The sequence below is a fragment of the Ancylobacter pratisalsi genome, from assembly GCF_010669125.1.
GTDB lineage: Bacteria > Pseudomonadota > Alphaproteobacteria > Rhizobiales > Xanthobacteraceae > Ancylobacter > Ancylobacter pratisalsi.
Map to the genome: position 1 here is coordinate 4,316,392 of NZ_CP048630.1, position 19,743 is coordinate 4,336,134.

Below are 19,743 nucleotides of genomic sequence, written 5' to 3' on the forward strand. Positions count from 1 at the left end.
CGCGCCCTCACTGCCGGCCGGTTCGTCCCGTCGGGGCCGTGGCGACGTACTGGATCGCGCGGCGTACCAGCTCGGGCAGCGTGCTCGCGCCGAGCTTCGTTCTCAGCTGCGAGCAGGTGTTGGCGACGGTCTTGTAGCTGATGCCGAGTTCCGCGGCGATCTGGGTGTAGTCGCGCCCATCCGCCAGCAGGGACAGCGTCTGCAATTCACGCAGCGTGATGTCGGCGAGTGGCGCGGTCTTCGACGTCCCGAGCATGGCGACCTGCATGGCGAGGTCGTGGCTCATATAGGGCTGGCCGCGACGCACCCGCTCGAAGGCCTCGATCAGTGCGCCCGAGGTTGTATCTTTCAGCACATAGCCATTGGCGCCGGCTTCCAGCGCGCGGCTGGCGATGATCGGATCACCGTGCATAGAAAAGACGAGGATCGGCGTGCGTGCGCTCTGTCGCCTCAGCCGGCGCACCAGAGGCAGGCCGCTCAGTCCGTTGCCCTGAAGCGCAAGGTCGACGATGACAACATCGGGCTTCTCGCGTCGGAACAGGCGGTAGCCTGAAAGCGCGGTGCCCGCCTCAAGGATGCGCTCAACGCCCGCGTCCTCCAGCAGCCGCCGGCACCCCTGCAGGACGATGGGATGATCATCGATCACCAGAACGCTGGTCATTGGCTCACCGTTGTCTCGGCCGTGACGATGTTGTGCATCGCCGGATGAAGCGGGATGGTGATCTCGATCCGCGTCCCGTGCGGCTCGCCTGGGACGATACGCCAGCACCCGCCCAGCGCCCCGATGCGCTCCTCGATACCGATCAGCCCGAATCCGGGCGAGGTATCGGCGCGCATGCCGGTGCCGTCATCCTCCACCACCAATTCGAGCAGGCCCTCGCGGCTGTCGTGGCGCAGCGTGATGCCGATCTGCATGGCGTCGCCGTGGCGCAGCGCGTTGGTGACGGCTTCCTGGAGGCAGCGGAACACGGTGATGTCGATACTGTCGCCATAGCGGTCGGCGAGGCCGGTGCTGACGAGCCGGAAGGTGCGATCGGGCGCGTGCCCCCGGAAGTCGGCGACCAGATCGGCGATCACCGCCGACAACGGGACGTGGCCGAGAGCCATGGGACGAATGCGGCGCAGGAGCTGGCGGTTCAGCCCCTGTATCCGGTCGAGGATCTCGACCATCGTCTCCACCCGCTCGGCCATCCGGCCGGCAAGATCGGTCTCGGTGCGCGCGGAAAGCCGTGCGAGCGACTCGAGATTGGCGCGCAGGCCGAACAGGCAGGGGCCAAGCTCGTCATGCAGGTCCGAAGCGATCTGGCGTCGCTCGTCGTCCTGTACCTGGATCAGGCGCTCGTTGAGGCGGGAATTGTCATCGCGGGCACGGCGCAGCGCCAGACCGAGCGCATTGAAGCGATCGGCGATGACGGCGAGTTCGCTGACCGAGGGAGGTGGCAGGCGATGCTCGAAATGCCCCTCCTCAAGCTCCTGCAGGCCGGCCGACAGCGTGTTGAGCGGCTTGAGCAACCGGCCAAGCGCGAGATAGAGCGCGGCGAGGATGGCCACATTGACGACGATCGCGAGCCAGGCGAGCGACGACATGTCTTCCCACACCTCGGCGATTTCGTCCGAGGCCTCGCCCGTGACCCTTACATGGCCGACAAGCGCGCCGTTCTCAAACACCGACACATCACGCTCCGCCGGGGGCACGCTTATCAGCGCGGTGAACCAGCCCGGCACTTCCTCCTTCTCGTCATCCTCGACGTCACGCGTCGGTGGCGCCACGTCGACGCCGTTTCCCTGGGCGTCTTCGATCCGGATCCGCACATGGCGCAACCCGTTGATATGTAGCGGAAGCTGGGCGAGAGACCCGGTGCTGTCAGGCGCGTCGGCGAGGCGCAGGGCGGTTTCCTCGACGAACCGCACGGCGACCGCGAGAGACGACAATATCTCCGTCTCGGTCGCGCGCCGGGCGTTGGCGATAACCACCACCATGGCCGCCAGCGCGGCGCATAGATTGATGGCGATCACGGCGGCCATCACCTGACGGCGCAGGGAGCGTGGCTTTAGGACAGCCTGAGAGGACTGCGGCGCAAACGCGCTCATTCAGCGTCTCCCCGGTGGGTAGGCTCAGCGTGCAGCGCGGCTAGCGCGTCGCGGCGCGACATGCCTTGCGAGCGCAGATTGAAATAATGCTGGCAGATGTCGCTGAAGCCGCTGCGCGAGCCTTTCGCCGCCAGCGACGCAAAGTCCGTCAGCAGTTGCCGTGCGGTCTCGCGAACATTGATCTCGGCCAGCATCGCTTCCAGCTGCGCAGCCCGGTTGGCGATCATCCGGTCGGTCTCGCCAAAGCGCTGGTCGGCGTCATCCAGTAACTCGCGCCAGCCGGCAACCGCGGGCGCGTCGGCGGCAAGATCGGCGCCCGCCTCCCGGCTGGCCAGCCAGCGCGCGGGCGGCGTGGCGTCCGTGGGTTGAAGCCAGCTTTTGCGCACCAGCGCGTCCCCGGCCGCCTCCGTCACGCGCTCGCCCCGCTCAGGCTCGCCCGCATCGGGGCAACCGGCCAGCACCAGGGCGGTGGTGACCAGAGACAGGTGGCGAACGATGGGCGGAGCGAGCTTCATGAATACTTATGATAATCTTATCAGTAAATCGTTGCAGCGTGCCTTGTGGGGCGATTTGATTCGAGGCCGGCCCGTGACATTAGCCGGCTCATGTCATGGGTCGCTTCGGCCGTAGGATCGCAAGCCACTGTCATGGAAGCGACTTTTTCGCAGTAAGGCAAGCCCGAACGCCGCGACGGGAACTTTTCCCTGTCCGAGGAAGGAAAAATACCCTGCCAGAACTTCCTAACGTCCTACAGACAAGGAAGCTGCATCTGGAGAACACTCCAAGTGAAGAACAGCGAATTCCAATAGAAACATAAGAACGCGTCTTCATCTCGGACAATGTCTCTGCGGTACCGCCAAGTTCCGCAGTCCGGTTTCCCGGCAGGTCTCAGATGAGGAAGCAAATAAATCCGCAGTATCGGGCCCGAGGCCACAGGTGCATGCGGAGCGGTCTGGGAATAGGAAACGCGAGGGAAAGTCCCATGAGTCGACTGCACTCTTCGGTGTCAGCACTCACCGTCGCCACCGCACTGGTGGCTACGGTCGGCTTGGCAGGCATGGTGCCGGCGGTGGCCAACGACAAGCTGGTCGAGCTGTCGGAAGGCACCGACAACTGGCCGATGACCGGCAAGAATTACAGCGCCAACAACTACAGCGAGGCGAAGGAGATCAACAAGGACAACGTCAAGCAGCTCAAGGCTGCCTGGTCGTTCTCCACCGGCGTCCTGAGCGGCCATGAGGGCACGCCCCTGGTTGTGGACGGCGTGATGTTCATCCATTCGCCCTTCCCCAACACCACCTTCGCCGTCTCGCTCGACGAGCCCGGCAGGATCTTGTGGCAGCACAAGCCCAAACAGAACCCGACAGCCCGCGCGGTGGCCTGCTGCGACGTCGTCAATCGCGGCCTCGCCTACTGGCCCGGCAATGGCGATGTCGCCCCGCTCATCATCAAGACTCAGCTCGACGGCCATGTCGTCGCCCTCAACGCCAAGACCGGCGAAGAGTACTGGAAGCTTGAGAACTCCGACATCAAGGTCGGCTCCACGCTGACCATCGCGCCCTATGTCATCAAGGATACCGTGCTGGTCGGCTCCTCCGGTGCGGAACTGGGCGTGCGCGGCTATGTGACCGCCTACGACATCCCCACCGGCGTGCAGAAGTGGCGGGCCTATGCGACCGGCCCGGATTCCGAGGTGATGCTCGGCGACGACTTCAACGACGCCAACCCGCATTACGGCCAGAAGGGCCTCGGTCAGGCGACGTGGGAAGGCGAGGCCTGGAAGATCGGCGGTGGCACCAACTGGGGCTGGTACGCCTTCGATCCGGACACCAACCTGTTCTATTACGGCTCGGGAAATCCCGCGCCCTGGAACGAGACCATGCGTCCGGGCGACAACAAGTGGACCATGACCATCTGGGGCCGGGACATCGACACCGGCGAGGCCAAGTTCGGCTACCAGAAGACCCCGCATGACGAATGGGACTATGCCGGCGTCAACGTGATGATGCTCTCCGAGCAGCAGGACAAGGAGGGCAAGATGCGCAAGCTTCTCACCCATCCGGACCGCAACGGCATCGTCTACACGCTGGACCGCACCAATGGCGACCTGATCTCCGCCGACAAGATCGACGACACCGTCAACTGGGTGAAGCAGGTCGACCTCAAGACCGGCCTGCCCCAGCGCGATCCCGAATATGCCACGCGCATGGACCACAAGGGCCGCGACATCTGCCCCTCCGCCATGGGCTACCACAATCAGGGACACGACTCCTACGATCCGGAGCGCAAGTCCTTCTTCATGGGCATCAACCACATCTGCATGGATTGGGAGCCCTTCATGCTGCCCTATCGTGCCGGCCAGTTCTTCGTCGGCGCGACGCTGAACATGTATCCGGGCCCGAAGGGCGATCGGCAGAAGTATGAGGGTCTGGGCCAGGTGAAGGCCTATGACGCCATCAACAACACCTACAAGTGGGAAGTGATGGAGCGTTTCGCGGCCTGGGGCGGCACGCTCGCCACGGCTGGCGGCGTGATGTTCTACGGAACGCTGGACGGCTTCATCAAGGCCCGTGACAGCGATACCGGCGAGCTGCTGTGGAAGTTCAAGCTGCCGTCCGGCGTCATCGGCCACCCCATGACCTACACCCATAACGGCACGCAGTATGTCGCCATCTATTACGGCGTCGGCGGCTGGCCGGGCGTGGGCCTGGTGTTCGACCTGAACGACCCGACCGCCGGTCTCGGCTCGGTGGGCGCGTTCAAGCAGCTCCAGCACTACACCCAGATGGGCGGCGGCGTGATGGTGTTCTCGCTCGACGGCAAGAACCCCTACGACGACCCGAACCTCGGCGAGTACTCCACCGAGATCATCCGTACCGGCGGCTGACGACGCCCCGAGGAATGGCCGCCCGGCGCCTTGCTTTGCGGGTGCCAATTCGCCCCAGGCACGTCACAGCGTGCGCACCGGGCGGCCGCCTTTCGAACATTCCCAGCAAACCGGACCGCGAGGCCGGTGCGTGCCAGGAGATCCCCGATGTTCCGAACACCGATGTCCCTCAGCAAAGCTGTAAGTCCGCTCGCTCTCATCGCCGCCGGCATCGTCACCGCCGGTGTCTCGTTCTCCGGGTTGGCCGGCGCCGCGACCGACGCCGTGGATAAGGAGGGCGCCGCCAAGGAGCTGCGCATCTGCGCTTCCAATGCCGAGGCGCCGTTCTCCGAGAAGGATTCCACCGGCTTCGAGGACCGCATCGCCACCGTGCTGGCGGACGCCATGGGACGCAAGCCCGTGTTCGTGCGCACCGATCGGCCCGGCATCTATCTGGTGCGCGACCAGCTCGACAAGAAGAACTGCGACGTGGTCATGGGGGTGGATGCCGGAGACGAGCGGGTGCTCACCTCCCGGCCCTATTACCGCACGGGCTACGTGCTGGTGACCAAGCAGGACCGCGGCATCACCGCGAGCCGGTGGGACGACGAGCAGGTGAAGGACCAGAGCCGTTTCGCGGTGCGCTTCTACTCGCCGGCCGAGACGCTGCTGAAGCGCATCGGCCGCTTCGAGGACAACGCCGCGTATATGTACTCGCTGGTCGACTTCAAATCCCGGCGCAACCAGTGGATCCAGGTACCCGGTGACCGGCTGGTGGGCGAGGTCGCCCGCGGCGATGCCGATGTCGCGGTGGCCTTCGCTCCCGAGGTCGCACGCTATGTGAAGGAATCGCGCACCCCGCTTCGCATGACGCTGATCAGCAACGACATCGATCAGCCGGACGGTACGCCAATTCCGATGCAGTACGACCAGGCCATCGGTGTGCGCCGGGAAGATGCCGCGCTGCGCGCCGAACTCGACCGGGCGCTGGAGACGTCGCGGACGGAGATCGAGAAGATCCTGACCGAGGAAGGCATTCCGCTGCTCAAGCCGAACAGTTGAGCTTCCCCTCTGCCCGGCGCGAGCGCCGCCGGGCCTCCTTCCCGCGATGCGAAAAGGTCCGATGCGTACAAGAACCCTTGTGAAGACGGCTGCGGCGATTGCTACCGTCGGTTCCCTGGTCTGGGGAGCCCACGCCGCCATCATGCTGACCCACACGGTCACCGGGCAGCCTCTCGACCTGTCTGAGGCGCCCGAGGAGGGGCGCGACACCGAGGCGGTGAAGACCTTCCTGCAGACCGGGGTGAACATCTACGTCGAGGACCCGATCTGTCTGCCCAAGGCACACGAGCTGTACCTGTCCATGTGCTCGGGCTGTCATGGCCACTACGCCGAGGGGAAGATCGGGCCAGGGCTTAACGACTCCTACTGGACCTATCCCAAGAACGAGACCGACCAGGGACTGTTCGAAACCGTCTTCGGCGGCGCGCAGGGACAGATGGGCCCGATGTATGGCGCCCTCAACCTGAACGAGATGCTGCTCGTCATGGCCTGGGTACGCCACCTCTACAAGGAAGACCCCAAGGGGGCGGTGTGGCTGACGCCCGAACAGCGCAGCACATTCAGGCCCTTCGACGAGAACGCCAAGCACATTGAACCATCTGAGGACCTGCTTCCTCAGTGCGGTGGACCGGCGGGCTGAACCGGCGGCCAATCATCAGGTGGAAACGACGAGGAGACTGAGCATGAGCATCATCGACCGCAGCGTGAGACTTAGCTTCATTGTGGCCGGCGCCTCCGCGCTCGGACTCGCCATGGTGGTCGGCGCGAGCGCCTATGACGGCACCAACTGCAAGGCACCGGGCAATTGCTGGGAGCCCAAGCCCGGCTATCCGGAGCAGGTCGCGGGCTCGAAATACGACCCCAAGCACAACCCGAAGGAACTGAACAAGCAGCAGGAATCCATCAAGGGCATGGAAGAGCGCAACGCCCAGCGCGTGCAGTATTTCAAGCAGAGCGGGCAGTTCGTCTACGACACCAAGAAGATCCCCAGCGCGAACTGACAGTGCCCGTCACACGGCTTTCGAGAACCCACTTGCGGGCGGACATCAATCTCCAGTCCGCCCCGCGATCCTCCGGGCAAACCCGTCCGGCATGTGGGCGACTGGCGCGGTCGGCGCGGAGCGGATCAAACCGTTCGGCGTCGACCGCGCCTCTTTCCGGCGCGGCATGAGACATCCGCCGCCCGCTCCCCAGAAAGGCTTCGCGATGGGGCTCGTTCGCGAGATGGACACCCTTCTTTCCGACTGGCGCGGGCGTGCGTTGCGCTTCGAGAGCGAGATCGCCCGCGCGGTGCTCGGGCAGGAACGCATTATCAGGCTGCTGACCATCGCGACCTTCGCGCGCGGACATGTGCTGCTTGAGGGCGATGTCGGCGTCGGCAAGACCACGCTGCTTCGCGCCATGGCGCGCGCCATTGGCGGGGCCTTCGAGCGCATCGAGGGCACGATCGACCTGATGCCGACCGATCTCATCTATCACGCCCATCTGGGCGAGGACGGCAAGCCGCGCATCGAGGCCGGACCTCTGCTGAAACAGGGTGAGGATCTTTCCGTCTTCTTCTTCAACGAAATCAACCGCGCCCGTCCGCAGGTGCATTCGCTGCTGCTGCGACTGATGGCGGAGCGCTCCGTTACCGCCTTCAATCGTGACTTTCACTTCCCCCACGTCCAGGTTTTCGCCGACCGCAACCGTGTGGAGCGGGAGGAGACCTTCGAGCTTCCCGCCGCCGCCCGCGACCGCTTCCTGATGGAAGTGCAGGTCGCGATGCCGACCGACCCGCAGGTGCGGCGCCAACTCGTCTTCGACCCGCGCTTTCACGACGTCGACACCCTTGTGATGAGCGTTGAGAGCGGCGTGCTCGATCCCGATGCGCTGGAGACCGTCGCCCGCGCCATTCAGCTGGGCGTGAGCGCGAGCCCGACGCTTGAAGCCTATGTGCTGTCCCTGTGGGCGGCGATACGCGATCCGTCCGACTATGGCATCGAGGTGGCGGGTGTGGACATGGAGCGCCTCGTGCTCGGCGGCGCCAGCCCGCGCGGCATGTCCTATCTCATTCGTGCGGCGCGGGTGCGGGCCTGGCTCGCCGAGCGCAGCATGGTCGTGCCGGAAGATGTGCGCGCGGTGTTCCACGAGGTCATGGCGCACCGTATCTTCGTCGATCCAGCCTATGAGATCGATCGCGAGCGCATCGTCGCGGCGCTCATCTCCGGCCTGTTCGCGCGGGTGGCCGCGCCATGATGTCGGCTCAGCCCGCACGAAAGACGCGCCTGCAGCCGATCCCCTATCGGTTGCGCTGGAGACCGGAGGGCCTTCTGCCCGGCGCGCATCCCGGTCATGGCGAGGGGGTGGAGGGGGAGTTTCGGCGCCATGTCTCGCTGCTGCGTCGGCCCGACCCCCGCCGGATCGATCTGCGGGCCTCGCTGCGCGACCCCTTCGGGGACCTGAAGATCCGCGAATTCGCGCCGCGTCGATCCGTGCCGGTGGCGATGTTGGTCGACCTGTCAGCATCGATGGCGTTCGGCGGCGCGTTGCAGCGACAGGTCGCGGAACTCGGTGCCCTGCTTGCCCTGTCCGCGCGGCGCAGCGGCGACAGTTTCGCGCTGCTGGGCTGCGATGCGCGTCTGCGCGCGGATGTATTCCTGCCCTTTACCCGGCGCACCGGCGTGGAGGATGAGGTGCGTGGGCTCCTGGAGCACGCGGTCGCCGAGGGAGCCGGAACGGAGGGACTGCTCGAGGCCGCGAACCGGCTGCCGAACCGCCGCGCGCTGGTGTTCCTGGTGTCGGATTATCTCATCCCCGAACAGCGTCTGGCGGCATTGCTCGACCGTCTGTGGCGGCACGATGTGATCCCGGTCGTCATGCGCGACACGTCGCTTGAGACCAGCCTGCCGCATTGGGGGCTGATCGAGCTGAGCGACCCGGAAACCGGCACGCGGCGGCTGGTGTTCATGCGCCCGTCGCTGCGCCAGCGCTGGCTGGACGCGGCGCGCACGCGCCGGCAGTCCATTGAGACCTTGTTCGCCCGGCGCGGCCTGCGCGCGTTTGATCTCGTTGACGAACTTGACCACGAGGCGCTCGCGCGCCGGCTGATGGCGGGCTGAAGCGATGGCGGCGCGGGCAAGATGGGTGCTCATCGGCGTCGGCCTTCTCGCCGCCATGGGCGCGGCGCGTGCCGATGATGTGACGCTCTATGCCCCCCGCCCCTTCGGCTACGTCATCGGCGACACCATCACGCTGAGCGCCGATGTGGCGCTCGATCCCTCCCTGAAGATCGACCCGGCCTCCCTGCCCCAGCCGCGCCCGGTCGACTACTGGCTCGACCTGAAGGCCGTCCGGCTGACCGATCGTGGAACGCGCGAGGGGGCCCGGCGCTACAGGCTCGATCTCGTCTACCAGACCTTTTACGCCCCGCTCGAACCCAAGCGGCTGGTCATTCCCGCCCTCGCTCTCGCGGCCGTCAGCGACGATCGGCGGGTGGAACTTGCGATCCCGCCGTGGAGCTTCGTGATGTCCCCGCTGCGGGAGATCGCAGGAGGCTCCGGCGAGGCGATGACGCCGCGTCCCGACATCATGCCCCGCCCCATAGCGACGCGCCGCGCGCTCATGCTGTCCTTCATCGGCTTGGCGCTCGCGGCACTCGGCGCGGCGCTGATCGGCTGGCAGCGGGGGTGGTGGCCGTTCCATCGCCGCCGCGACCGTCCTTTCTTGAGGGCGGCGCGCTCCGTGCGCGCCGCCGTGGGATTGTCGCCGCCGGATTACGATACCGCCCTGCTGGCGCTGCACCGCGCCTTCGACGCCACGGCCGGCGAACGGGTGTTTGCCGAGGATCTGGACGCCTTTCTCGCCGCGCATCCCGGCTTCGAGCCGGCCCGACACGACATCGCCCGGCTGTTCACCGCCTCTCGAGACGTTTTCTTTGCGGCCGAAGCGGGCGCAGCGCAGCAGGAGCTACCGGCGGAGCGCCTCGCCGAACTGGCGGCTCGTCTGCGCGCCATCGAGCGGATGGCGGCATGACGGCGCTTGGCTTCGACCTTCCGGGCGGCTTCGGTGTCGATCACCCGCTCGTTCTTCTGGCGCTGCCGCTGGCGCTCTTGCCGCTTCTGGTGGGCTTGCTGACAGGTGGGGTCGTGCCATCAATGGCGCTGGTGCCGGTGGACCTGCCGTCCCGGCTGGTCTCCGCGAGCCTGCGGCTGGCTGGCGCGCTCGCTATTGCCGCCATCGTGCTCGGCATCGCCGGGCTGCACCGGAGCGAGCAGTTCGTGACGAGAGAGGGCACGGGCGCGCATCTGGTGCTTCTGCTCGACCGATCCTCCAGCATGGACAACAGCTTCGCCGATCAGGCGCCCAGCGGGGACCAGGAATCAAAATCGGCGGCGGCCAAGCGGCTGCTCACCGGCTTCGTCCAGCGTCGCCCCCACGACCGAATCGGCGTCGCCGCCTTCTCCACCTCGCCGATGCCGGTGCTACCGCTGACCGATCATCATGAATCCGTCGAAGCGGCCATCGCCGCCATCGACCGGCCCGGCCTCGCCTTCACCGATGTCGGGCGCGGGCTGGCACTAGCGCTCTCGTCCTTCGCCGATGACACCAGCGAACCCTCCCGTGCCATCGTGCTGGTATCGGACGGCGCGGCATTGATTGACCGGCGCGTGCAGGAGACGCTGCGCGACGCGGTGGTGCGCACGCCGGTGCATCTGTACTGGCTCTTCCTGCGCTCGCGCGGTTCCGCCGGCATCTTCGAGACGCCGCCGCCCGGCGAGGACACTCCGCAGGCCAATCCGGAGCGCCACCTTCATCTCTTCCTTCAGAGCCTGGGGGTGCCCTATCGGGCCTTCGAGGCCGGCAATCCGCAGGCCGTCGAACAGGCCATCAGCGAGATCGACCGGCAGGAGACGCGGCCCATCCGCTACCGCGAGGCCGTGCCACGGCGGGATCTGGGCCGTACAGCCTTCGCCCTGGCCGGTGCGTGTGCGGCCTGCCTGCTCGCCGCCAAGCTGGCGGAACGTCGCCTTGGCCGGTCGGTCCCGCTCGCGCGGGCGCAGCACCGCGCCACCGGCAGCAGGGGGACAATATGAGCGGCTTCCGCCAGTGGCTCCGTCAGATTTTCCCGGCAGCCTGCCTGACGGCGCTGGTGGTGGCGCTTCTCCTCGCCGGCTGGCAAGGCACGCGGGCCGCGCTCGACCACCGCACCAACGCCGCGATCGCCCAGCTGGTCGCCGGGCGCGACGTCCCTGTTAATGACAATGCACCCGGCGCGCTCCAGCTGGCCCGCCTGCACTTCCTGACCATCCGCGACCGCCTGGACGAGGCGCAGCCCATCGCCAACCGGCTCGCGATAGGCGATGACGCCCAGCTTGCCGTCGCCGCGCTCATCGACCTCGCCAATGCAAGGCTGCGCGCCGCGCTGGACGAGCTGGCATCCAACAATATCGACCCAGCGATACCGTTGGTGCGGCTCGCCAAGGAGGGGTATCGCCGGGCGCTCGCGATCGATCCCGGTCTGTGGGATGCGAAGTACAACCTCGACATCACCATGCGTCTGGTGCGGGATTTCCCGCAGATCGAGGTCTCGGGTGAAGAGCTTCCGCCCGAGGTCACCAAGCGGCTTTGGACCGACCTTCCCGGCCTGCCGAGGGGGTTGCCATGAGCGGGGCAATCATCTCTGCGATGCGCGAGCGGGGCGCGCGTCACTGGCGCGTGCTGCTGATCGGGTTTGCGCTGGCGGCGCTGGTCGTGGCGCTCGTGGCGCCGCGTATCGAACGGCTGCGTCCCGCGCGCGACATCCTCACCGTCATCGACGTGACCGGCAGCATGAATGTGCGGGACGGCGTGCTGGAAGGACGTCCGGCATCGCGGTTGGACGTCAGCAAGCGCAGCGTGCGCGCGCTGCTGGCGGCGCTGCCCTGCGGCTCGCGGTTCGGCCTTGGCATCTTCACCGAACGGCGCAGCTTCCTGCTGTTCGAGCCCACGGAGGTCTGCGCGAATTTCGCCGCGCTGGACGGGGCGGTGTCCGCTCTCGACTGGCGCATGGCGTGGGAGGGCGACAGCTATGTCGCGCGGGGCGTGCATGCGGGAATCGCGCTGGCGGAAGGGGTCGGTGCCGATCTGGTGTTCCTCACCGACGGGCATGAGGCGCCCCCGCTGGCCGGCGGCGCCCTGCCCGCCTTTGACGGGCGGCCGGGCGAGGTGCGCGGGCTGATTGTCGGGGTCGGCGGTTCCGATCCGGTTCCCATCCCGAAATACAACGAGGATGGTCGCGAGGTCGGCTTCTACGGCGAATTGGACGTGCCGCAGGAGAACCGCAGCGGTCCGCCGCCGGCGGACGCGCATCTGCGTGAGGGCTGGAACCCCCGGAACGCTCCCTGGGGCGGCGAGGCTGCCCGTGGCACGGAGCATCTGAGCGCGCTGCGCGAGGACCATTTGCGGGCGTTGGCCGCCCAGACAGGGCTCGCCTATGCCCGGCTCGAAGCCCCCGGCTCGCTGGCAGGCGACGTTATCGCGGCCACACGCGCGCGCGCCGTCACCACAAGGGTCGACACCGCGCCCATCGCCGGAGCGCTTGCTCTGGTGGCCCTCTTGGCGCTTTACAGCGCGTCGCTCTTCCTCCGGCTGGCGCGCGGACGGCGCCGGCGCCTCACCGCCCTTCACAATGGAAGCCTGCCATGAACTCTCGCGGATACCCGACCTCGCGCCGATCCCTGCTCGCCGCCGCGCTGCTGCTGGCGAGCGCCGTCCCCCTCGCGGCGCACGGCCCCACGCCGCAGAAAGCGGATGAGACCATCATCATCGCCGCCCCGCCCGACAAGGTGTGGGCGTTGGTGAGCGCCTTTGGCCGCATCGGCGACTGGCATCCGATGGTGAAGAAGGTGGAGGCCACAGGCGGTGACGAGGCGGGAGCCGAACGCACGCTGGTGCTTGAAGGCGGTCGCGTCACCGAGGGGCTCGATGAAAGTGACGCCGCCGGGCGGCGGCTTTCCTGGCGCCTGCTCGCCGAGAATGTCGAGGCGATACCCGTCAGCTTCTACACGGCCACCATCGAGGTCACTCCCTCCGGCGAAGGGAGCCAGGTGGCATGGAGCGCCCGGTTCTATCGCGGGGATACCGGCAACTATCCTCCGGAGGAGCTGAACGACGACGCAGCCATTGCTGCGATGGCCGCCTTCGTCACCCAAGGGCTCGGGGGATTGAAGGCGAAGCTCGAAACGCCATGATCGGCTCCGCCCGGCGCGCCGGCATCACGGTGCTGGCCTTGAGCCTCCTGGGTACCCTTGCGCCAGCCGGAGCGGAAGACGCGTCCGCCCACACGCGGCGATCCGGTCTGGCGGCCGTGGTCTCGCAACAGGCGGGTGTCGTCTCATTGGTCGATGTCGGGCAAGGACGGGTGGTCCGCACCCTCCCCGTCCCCCGTGTGCCCGCGTCGCTGGCCGCGAGCCCGGACGGCCGAGGCCTGTACGTGTCCCATCCCGACCTCGGGCTGGTGTCGCATGTCGATCTCGGCACGGGTCGGGTGAAGAGCTTCGGCGTCGGGCGCGAACCGTTCGGCCTCGCCGTTGCCCAGGGCGGGGCGGCGGTACTGGTGACCGACTGGGACGGACAGGTGCTGATCCGCGTCGATACGGCGAGCGGCCGCGAGACCGGACGCGTGGACGTCGGGCGCGCGCCGGCGCATGTCGTCGTCGACGAGGCGCGCGGGCTCGCCTATGTCGCGGCCCGCGAGAGCAACGCGGTCAGCATTGTCGATATCGCGGCCATGACACGGACCGCCTCGGTACCCGTCGGCACCGCGCCCTTCGCGCTGGCGCTGTCGCCGGACGGCAGACGGCTCTATGTCGCGAATGTACGCAGCAACGATCTCTCGGTGGTGGACACGGTCACTCACCGCGAAACCGCCCGTGTGAAGGTGGGGCTCATGCCCTATGGCGTCGCCGTCACGCCGGATGGTGCGCGCATCCTTGTCACCAGCCAGCAGAGCGGCACGCTGATCGTGGTGGATGCCGCCTCGCTGGAGGTTGCCGACCGCATTCGCATTGGCTCGTTCCCCGAAGGACTGGCGGTTCGCATGGCCAGTTCCGTGCTTGCGGTCGACTGGGCAGGCGACGAGGTGTCCGAGGTCGATCTTGAGACGGGGACCGTCAAGGCGCGGATCAAGGTCGGCGCCGGGCCGCGTACCGTCATCCTCCTGCCGGATGTGAGGGGGCGGGACACGTCGCCCCTGCCCACCGTTGCGAGGCCGGGTGGCTGATTGATCCGGTTGACGTTGAGCGCACTTAGATGGATCAGGAAGGGCCGCGACCGAGGTCGTCGGCTGACGGCTTCCCGCCAGACTAGGAGCAGATCATGGCCGAGCGATTTGAACGGCACCGCCAGCCCTGGACCCATGACGAGCTCGAAAAGCTCAAAGTGCTCGCCAAGAAGGGCATGGCACTCAAGGCGATTTCGAAAGCCATGACGCGGAGCGAAGAGTCCATCAAAGACCGCGCCAAATTGGACGGCATCGGCATCGCCAGGCTCCGTTAGGGCGGGCCGCCCTCCTCACACCATCTCAATTTACCTGAGACCCGCTTTTCGACGGCTCGCGCGGGAAATGGCCCGGCAGCGGAAGGACTTGGTTCCTCTCCGCAAACGGCGGCTTAAGTGGAGATCGGCGCCCGCGGAGGCGCCGATCGCCGGTGTCATGCGCTGCCAGGCCGAGCAGGCCGGGCGCGCGGTTTGCCTCGTTCAGGCGACGAGGAACCCGGCGCCAACCGGGTCCTTGCGATCGATCATCCACCGCGCCGTGCCGAGCAGACCCGCCGTTCCCTTCACCGTCGGACGCACCGCACGCACGTCGTTCAGCTTCGTCTCGCCGATCAGGCAGCCCTCGAATGTGCCGGTGCCGAGCAGACCTTCGGACTTGATCGGCTGATTGAGGCCCATCACGCCGCGCGCTTCGAACATCGCCATCATGGCACTGGTGCCCGTGCCGCCGGGCGAGCGATCGAGCTGGCCGGCGCTGAAGACATGCACGTTCTTGTAGAGCGCCCCTTCGATCGTCGGCTCGTGCCAGAAGGTGACGTAGTTGAAGTTGTTGATGTGCCCCGCCGTCGGATGCTGGATCTTCACCTTTTCGCGGATCGCCTCACGGGCCATGATGCCGAGGCGCGAGAGCTCGGAGCCGTTCTCCGGACTGATGCGGAGCGCGGTGCCGCGCAGGTCGATGATGCCGAAATAGTTGCCGCCCCACACGATATCGGCCTTCAGCGCGCCAACGCCGGGAAGGTCGAACGCGATGTCCTGCGCCGCCACATAGGCCGGCACGTTCTCGAAGCGCGTCCACAGCACCTCGTCGCCCTCGGTGGCGACTTCGGCCTGCACGAGGCCTGCCGTGGTCTCGAAACGGATCCTGGTGATGCCGTCATCCGAGCGCCGCACGAACCCTTGGGCCACCATCGCCATCGCAACCGCGATCGTGCCGTGGCCGCACATGTGGGAATACTGCGTGCCGTCGATATAGATCAGGCCGGCATCGTAGTCGGGCGAGGAAGGCGGGGTCAGGAACACGCCGAACATGTCGCGATGCCCGCGCGGCTCGCGCATGAGCGAGGTGCGCACCCAGTCGTAATTGGCTTCGAGGAAGGCACGCTTCTCGATGATCGAGGAGCCCGCCGGATAGGGAATGCCACTGTGGATGATGCAGAGCGGCTCGCCCTCGGTATGCGTGTAAATGACGTCGAAACTATCCAGCTTGCGCATGGCGAAGGCTCCGTTGGTATTACCGATGACGCTCGGACAACATGTCGAGCCCCATCAGCAGATCGAGAAGGATGATGACCAGCGCAGCCGCGACGATGGTGATCGCGGAAACGGCCGCGATCGTCGGATCGATCGTGTACTGCACGTAGTTGAACATCTTCACCGGGATGGTGTTGAGCGCGGCGGTCGTGTTGAAGATCGACAGCTCGACGTTGATCCAGGAGGAGATGAAGGCGAGAAGGCCGCCCGAGACGATGCCGCCGCGGATCTGCGGCAGGACGACCAGAAAGAAGGTGGCCAGGGGCGTGGCGCCGAGGTCCATGGAGGCCTCTTCCAGCGCGCGCTGCTCCGGGGTGAGCAGCGGGAGCACCGAGCGCAGCACGAAGGGCGTGACAATGATCACATGGCCGACGAGCAGCGCCTCGAAGGAGCGCACCAGCCCGATGGTCGTGCCGAACTGCATCAGCGCAGCGCCAAGCACGACATAGGGAAGCAGAAGCGGCGACATCAGCAGCGAGGAAACCGCCGCACGCCCGGCAAAGACGTAACGCGCCAGCGCGAGGCTCGCCGGGACCGCGAGCAGGACCGCGACGATTGTCGCGGCCAGCGCCAGCAAGGTCGACGTAATGAAGGCCGACACATAGGACGGATCGTTGAACAGCACGCCGAACCATTTCAGCGTGAACCCCTGCGGCGGGAACGCCAGATAGCTGGTTTCGGTCAGCGAGGTGCCGATGATCACGACGAGGGGCAGCACCAGATAGACGAGTGCGGCAAGCGCAATGAGGCGGACGAGCAGGCGCGCGATCATGCCGCTTTCCTCCCCCCGTCACCGATACGTCCGGCGATGGTGACCAGGATCAGGGTGAGCACCAGCAACGTGACGCTGAGGGCGGCTCCGTAGTGGAAGTCGAACACCGAGGAGTATTGCTGGAAGATCAGCATGGAAAAGACGGTGATCTGTCCGCCGGAAAGCAGGGCCGGCGTCACATAGGCGCTCACCGCCAGCGCGAACACGATGATGGCGCCGGAAACCGCGCCCGGAAGGCAAAGCGGCAGGGTGACGAACCAGAAGGTGCGCGCCGGCCCGACGCCGAGATCGGCGGAGGCCTCTTCATACGCCGTGTCGATCTTGGCCAGCGCGTTGCCGACCGAGAGCACGACGAAGGGCATCAGAATATAGACCATGCCGATGAGAATGCCGGTCTCCGTACCCAGCAGGCGGATCGGGCGTTCCGTGAGGCCGAGGCCCAGCAGCCCCTGATTGATCAGGCCCGTCCGCCCCAAAAGCACCATCCAGCCGAAGGAGCGCACGATGTTCGAGGTGAACAACGGCACGATGATGAGGATGACGCAGGTACGGCGCCAGGCCCGCCAGCGCACGATGCGCACCAGATACCAGGCGAGCGGAAAGCCGATCAGCATGCAGATCGCCGTGGTCGCCAGCGCAATGCGGAACGTCACCCACAGCACGTCCCAATGATACTGGTCGAGCAGGATTCGCGCGTAATGGGCCGCGGTAAGGCTGCCATCGTCAGCGGTGACGCTGGAGACCGCGACCACCACCATCGGCGTCAGGAAGAACGCGACAAAAAAGGCGAGCGGCGCGAACAGCAGCAGGGCCAATCGGGTGCGGGGGGCGATCACCGTCCTCACTCCGCGATCAGATGCAGCGCGGCCGGGCGCAGGCCGAGGGTAACGGGGCTGCCGGCGGGAAATTCGGTTCCCGACATGCCCAGACGCGCCACTTTCAGCTGAAGATCACCGCAGCGCACGAGCAGCGTCGTCATCGGGCCAATGGCAAGCACCTCCTCCACCACGCCCGGAGCCGTGGCGATGCCATCCGGCGCCGTGCCCTCGATGAGGGAAATGTCCTCCGGGCGGACCATCGCGCACCGCATGCCATCGGCCGCCGGCAGTTCCAGCCCGGCAATGGCCAGGCGCACCCGCCCCGGCCCTGCCTGCTGCACGGGGATAAGGTTCGGCTCGCCGACGAACTCGGCCACGAAGCGGGAGACGGGCGCCCGGTAGATCTGCGATGGCGTGCCGATCTGTTCCACGCGGCCGGCATTCATCACCACGATCCGGTCGGCCATGGCCATGGCCTCCTCCTGATCGTGAGTGACGAAGATGAAGGCAATGCCCAGCTTTTCCTGGATATGCTTGAGCTCGACCTGCATGCGGCGGCGCAGCTTGAGATCAAGCGCGCTCAGCGGCTCGTCCAGCAACAGCAATTTGGGTCGGTTCACGATGGCGCGCGCCAGCGCCACACGCTGCTGCTGGCCACCTGACAGTTCACGCGGCAGGCGCGGGCCCATTTCGCCAAGGCCCACCAGATCCAGCGCGTCGCAGGCACGGGCATGGGCTTCAGCCCTGCCGACGCCGGCGCGGCGGGGGCCATAGGCGACATTGTCCAGCACGCTCATATGGGGAAACAGAGCATAGCTCTGGAAAACGGTGTTCAGCGGCCGGCGATGGGGCGGTGCGCTGGTGATGTTCTCGCCGTCGATCACGATGCGGCCGCTGTCGGGCATCAGGAAGCCGGCGATGCAGCGCAGCAGCGTGGTCTTTCCGCAGCCGCTGGGTCCAAGCAGGGCGATGAACTCGCCCGCATCGACGCTCAGGTCGATGTCCCGCAACGCCTGATGCGCCGCGAAGCGCTTCGAAACGGATTCGATGGAGAGAAGTGGCTGCACGAGTCATGTCCTGGCGGGAGAGGCGGACGGTCGCCTGAAAGGAGGCCGTCCCGTATCAGCGAAGCCAGATTACGCCAGAGAGCCTGCGCGGATGGCTCGCAATGCCGGATTCAAACAGGCGTCTCTGGGGCCAATAAAGTCGCGTGCGGCGCTCCTGCCGGGCCTTCCCGGCCCGGAAGGAGCGTGCACGGGGCCTATTTGCGGGCGATCTCGCGGTTCCAGGTGTCAACGAGTTCGGCGCGTTTGGCGTTCACTTCGGTCCAGTTCAGCAGGTAGAGGTTCGCCACCGAACCATTCTCGCCCCATGGCAGCTTGCGTGCCGTCTCGGGAGAAACGGTGACGCCCTTCACCGAGGGGCCGAGGAACAGCTTCTCGGCGAGGCACTGCGAGGCACTGGGCGTCAGGGCGGTGTTGATGAACGCCTGCGCCATTTCCTTGTGCGGGGCGTTCTTCACCAGATGGAGGCGCGCATCGGTCGCCCATACGCCTTCCTTGGGTACGGCGAAGCCGATCGGCAGGCCCTTGGCGATGAGATCAAAGGCACCGACATTGAAATGCGCGCCGATGATCGCCTCGCCGCTCTGGAACGCGTTGGAGGCCGCGCCCGAGCTGTCGAAGAACAGCGCCGGCTTCAATTCCTTGATCTTGGCGAAGACCGGAGCGAAATCGCCGGCGGGCGCATTCCAGATCTTGTGCAGGAAAAACAGGAACGGTACGCCCGAGGAGTTGGCCGGAGAGGGTATCGTCACCGCGTCGGCATATTCGGGCTTCCACAGATCGTTCCAGGACGTCGGCGCCTGCTTGATTTCCTTGGTGTTGTAGGTGAGGCCCAGCGAATAATAGCCTGTACCGACACTATAAATTCCGCTGTCGTTCTTATAGACGGCCTCCGGCAGAGTGCCGGCGAGGTTCGGCACGCCCGCCTCGGTGATCGGCTCCAGCACGCCCGCGGCTTCCGCCAGCTCGCTTACGCCGCCGTCCATCCACGCGACGTCGATGGTGGGAGCCTCCTTCTGCTGCTGGAGCTTGGCAAGCGTGACGGTGGAGGTGCCGACCTCCGGAATGACGGTGACACCGGTCGCCTTGGTGAAAGGATCGGCGACGCAGGCTTTGAAGGCGTCGCCCCAGTTGCCGCCGTACCAGGCGACATGCAGAGCGTCCTGCGCCGATGCCGGCGCAATGGCGGCGGCCAGCGCGAACGCCGATGCCGTAACAAGACCATGGAAGCGTGCCATGTTGTTTTCTCCCCTCATGTGCAGGCGGCGTCATAATCGCCATCTGACGCAGCGACGGCTT

21 protein-coding genes are annotated in these 19,743 nt (G+C 66.4%); 13 read left to right on the plus strand and 8 right to left on the minus strand.

Annotated features, from left to right (window positions below):
• Positions 1-7: 7 nt before the first annotated feature.
• Genes G3A50_RS20115 through G3A50_RS20125 form a run of 3 tightly spaced genes read right to left on the minus strand, consistent with a single transcriptional unit; the run spans position 8 to position 2,606 of the window.
• Positions 8-661 carry a response regulator transcription factor gene (locus tag G3A50_RS20115; protein WP_163076895.1) on the minus strand — a complete coding sequence of 218 codons (654 nt, stop codon included), beginning with the start codon at positions 659-661 and terminating at the stop codon, positions 8-10.
• Positions 658-2,091 carry an ATP-binding protein gene (locus tag G3A50_RS20120; RefSeq protein WP_163076896.1) on the minus strand — a complete coding sequence of 478 codons (1,434 nt, stop codon included), beginning with the start codon at positions 2,089-2,091 and terminating at the stop codon, positions 658-660. The genes G3A50_RS20115 and G3A50_RS20120 overlap by 4 nt, the downstream gene beginning before the upstream one ends.
• Positions 2,088-2,606, minus strand: coding sequence for a hypothetical protein (locus G3A50_RS20125; RefSeq protein ID WP_163076897.1), 519 nt, complete (start codon positions 2,604-2,606; stop codon positions 2,088-2,090). The genes G3A50_RS20120 and G3A50_RS20125 overlap by 4 nt, the downstream gene beginning before the upstream one ends.
• A gap of 467 nt (positions 2,607-3,073) precedes the next feature.
• On the opposite strand from G3A50_RS20125, the gene G3A50_RS20130 reads away from it, so the two are divergent.
• From G3A50_RS20130 to G3A50_RS20190, 13 genes are all read left to right on the plus strand, one after another.
• Positions 3,074-4,978: a methanol/ethanol family PQQ-dependent dehydrogenase gene (locus G3A50_RS20130; RefSeq protein ID WP_163076898.1), complete on the plus strand. Its 1,905-nt coding sequence runs from the start codon at positions 3,074-3,076 to the stop codon at positions 4,976-4,978.
• Positions 4,979-5,125: 147 nt separating this feature from the next.
• Positions 5,126-6,019: a methanol oxidation system protein MoxJ gene (gene moxJ / locus G3A50_RS20135; protein ID WP_343037821.1), complete on the plus strand. Its 894-nt coding sequence runs from the start codon at positions 5,126-5,128 to the stop codon at positions 6,017-6,019.
• A gap of 61 nt (positions 6,020-6,080) precedes the next feature.
• Positions 6,081-6,659, plus strand: coding sequence for a cytochrome c(L), periplasmic (moxG, locus tag G3A50_RS20140; protein ID WP_163076899.1), 579 nt, complete (start codon positions 6,081-6,083; stop codon positions 6,657-6,659).
• 43 nt (positions 6,660-6,702) lie between these two features.
• Positions 6,703-7,020 (plus strand): methanol dehydrogenase [cytochrome c] subunit, encoded by a 318-nt coding sequence (locus tag G3A50_RS20145; RefSeq protein ID WP_163076900.1) that lies wholly within the window; start codon positions 6,703-6,705, stop codon positions 7,018-7,020.
• Positions 7,021-7,225: 205 nt separating this feature from the next.
• Positions 7,226-8,257 carry an AAA family ATPase gene (locus tag G3A50_RS20150; protein ID WP_163076901.1) on the plus strand — a complete coding sequence of 344 codons (1,032 nt, stop codon included), beginning with the start codon at positions 7,226-7,228 and terminating at the stop codon, positions 8,255-8,257.
• Positions 8,254-9,120, plus strand: a complete 867-nt coding sequence (locus G3A50_RS20155) for a DUF58 domain-containing protein (protein ID WP_246251922.1) — start codon at positions 8,254-8,256, stop codon at positions 9,118-9,120. The genes G3A50_RS20150 and G3A50_RS20155 overlap by 4 nt, the downstream gene beginning before the upstream one ends.
• A gap of 4 nt (positions 9,121-9,124) precedes the next feature.
• Complete coding sequence (locus G3A50_RS20160; protein WP_163076902.1) at positions 9,125-10,033, plus strand: nonribosomal peptide synthetase MxaA; 909 nt, start codon at positions 9,125-9,127, stop codon at positions 10,031-10,033.
• Positions 10,030-11,094 carry a vWA domain-containing protein gene (locus tag G3A50_RS20165; RefSeq protein WP_163076903.1) on the plus strand — a complete coding sequence of 355 codons (1,065 nt, stop codon included), beginning with the start codon at positions 10,030-10,032 and terminating at the stop codon, positions 11,092-11,094. Before G3A50_RS20160 ends, G3A50_RS20165 begins: the two co-directional genes overlap by 4 nt.
• Entirely contained in the window at positions 11,091-11,666 is a 576-nt protein-coding gene (locus G3A50_RS20170) for a hypothetical protein (protein WP_163076904.1), read from the plus strand. Before G3A50_RS20165 ends, G3A50_RS20170 begins: the two co-directional genes overlap by 4 nt.
• A complete protein-coding gene (locus G3A50_RS20175; RefSeq protein ID WP_163076905.1) occupies positions 11,663-12,685 on the plus strand; it encodes a vWA domain-containing protein in 1,023 nt (340 codons plus the stop codon). The genes G3A50_RS20170 and G3A50_RS20175 overlap by 4 nt, the downstream gene beginning before the upstream one ends.
• Entirely contained in the window at positions 12,682-13,230 is a 549-nt protein-coding gene (locus tag G3A50_RS20180; RefSeq protein WP_163076906.1) for an SRPBCC family protein, read from the plus strand. The genes G3A50_RS20175 and G3A50_RS20180 overlap by 4 nt, the downstream gene beginning before the upstream one ends.
• Entirely contained in the window at positions 13,227-14,261 is a 1,035-nt protein-coding gene (locus G3A50_RS20185) for a YncE family protein (protein WP_163076907.1), read from the plus strand. The genes G3A50_RS20180 and G3A50_RS20185 overlap by 4 nt, the downstream gene beginning before the upstream one ends.
• A gap of 95 nt (positions 14,262-14,356) precedes the next feature.
• Complete coding sequence (locus G3A50_RS20190; RefSeq protein ID WP_163076908.1) at positions 14,357-14,536, plus strand: hypothetical protein; 180 nt, start codon at positions 14,357-14,359, stop codon at positions 14,534-14,536.
• Positions 14,537-14,737: 201 nt separating this feature from the next.
• On the opposite strand, the gene G3A50_RS20195 is transcribed toward G3A50_RS20190, so the two are convergent.
• The 5 genes from G3A50_RS20195 to G3A50_RS20215 all read right to left on the minus strand — a co-directional run bounded on the left by G3A50_RS20195 (position 14,738) and on the right by G3A50_RS20215 (position 19,682).
• Positions 14,738-15,751: a proline racemase family protein gene (locus G3A50_RS20195; protein WP_163076909.1), complete on the minus strand. Its 1,014-nt coding sequence runs from the start codon at positions 15,749-15,751 to the stop codon at positions 14,738-14,740.
• Between the two features lie 19 nt (positions 15,752-15,770).
• Positions 15,771-16,562 carry an ABC transporter permease gene (locus G3A50_RS20200; RefSeq protein ID WP_163076910.1) on the minus strand — a complete coding sequence of 264 codons (792 nt, stop codon included), beginning with the start codon at positions 16,560-16,562 and terminating at the stop codon, positions 15,771-15,773.
• Positions 16,559-17,398 (minus strand): ABC transporter permease, encoded by an 840-nt coding sequence (locus G3A50_RS20205; RefSeq protein ID WP_246251925.1) that lies wholly within the window; start codon positions 17,396-17,398, stop codon positions 16,559-16,561. Before G3A50_RS20205 ends, G3A50_RS20200 begins: the two co-directional genes overlap by 4 nt.
• A 5-nt stretch (positions 17,399-17,403) precedes the next feature.
• Complete coding sequence (locus tag G3A50_RS20210; protein WP_163076912.1) at positions 17,404-18,447, minus strand: ABC transporter ATP-binding protein; 1,044 nt, start codon at positions 18,445-18,447, stop codon at positions 17,404-17,406.
• 194 nt (positions 18,448-18,641) lie between these two features.
• A complete protein-coding gene (locus tag G3A50_RS20215) occupies positions 18,642-19,682 on the minus strand; it encodes an ABC transporter substrate-binding protein (protein ID WP_163076913.1) in 1,041 nt (346 codons plus the stop codon).
• Positions 19,683-19,743: the final 61 nt, after the last annotated feature.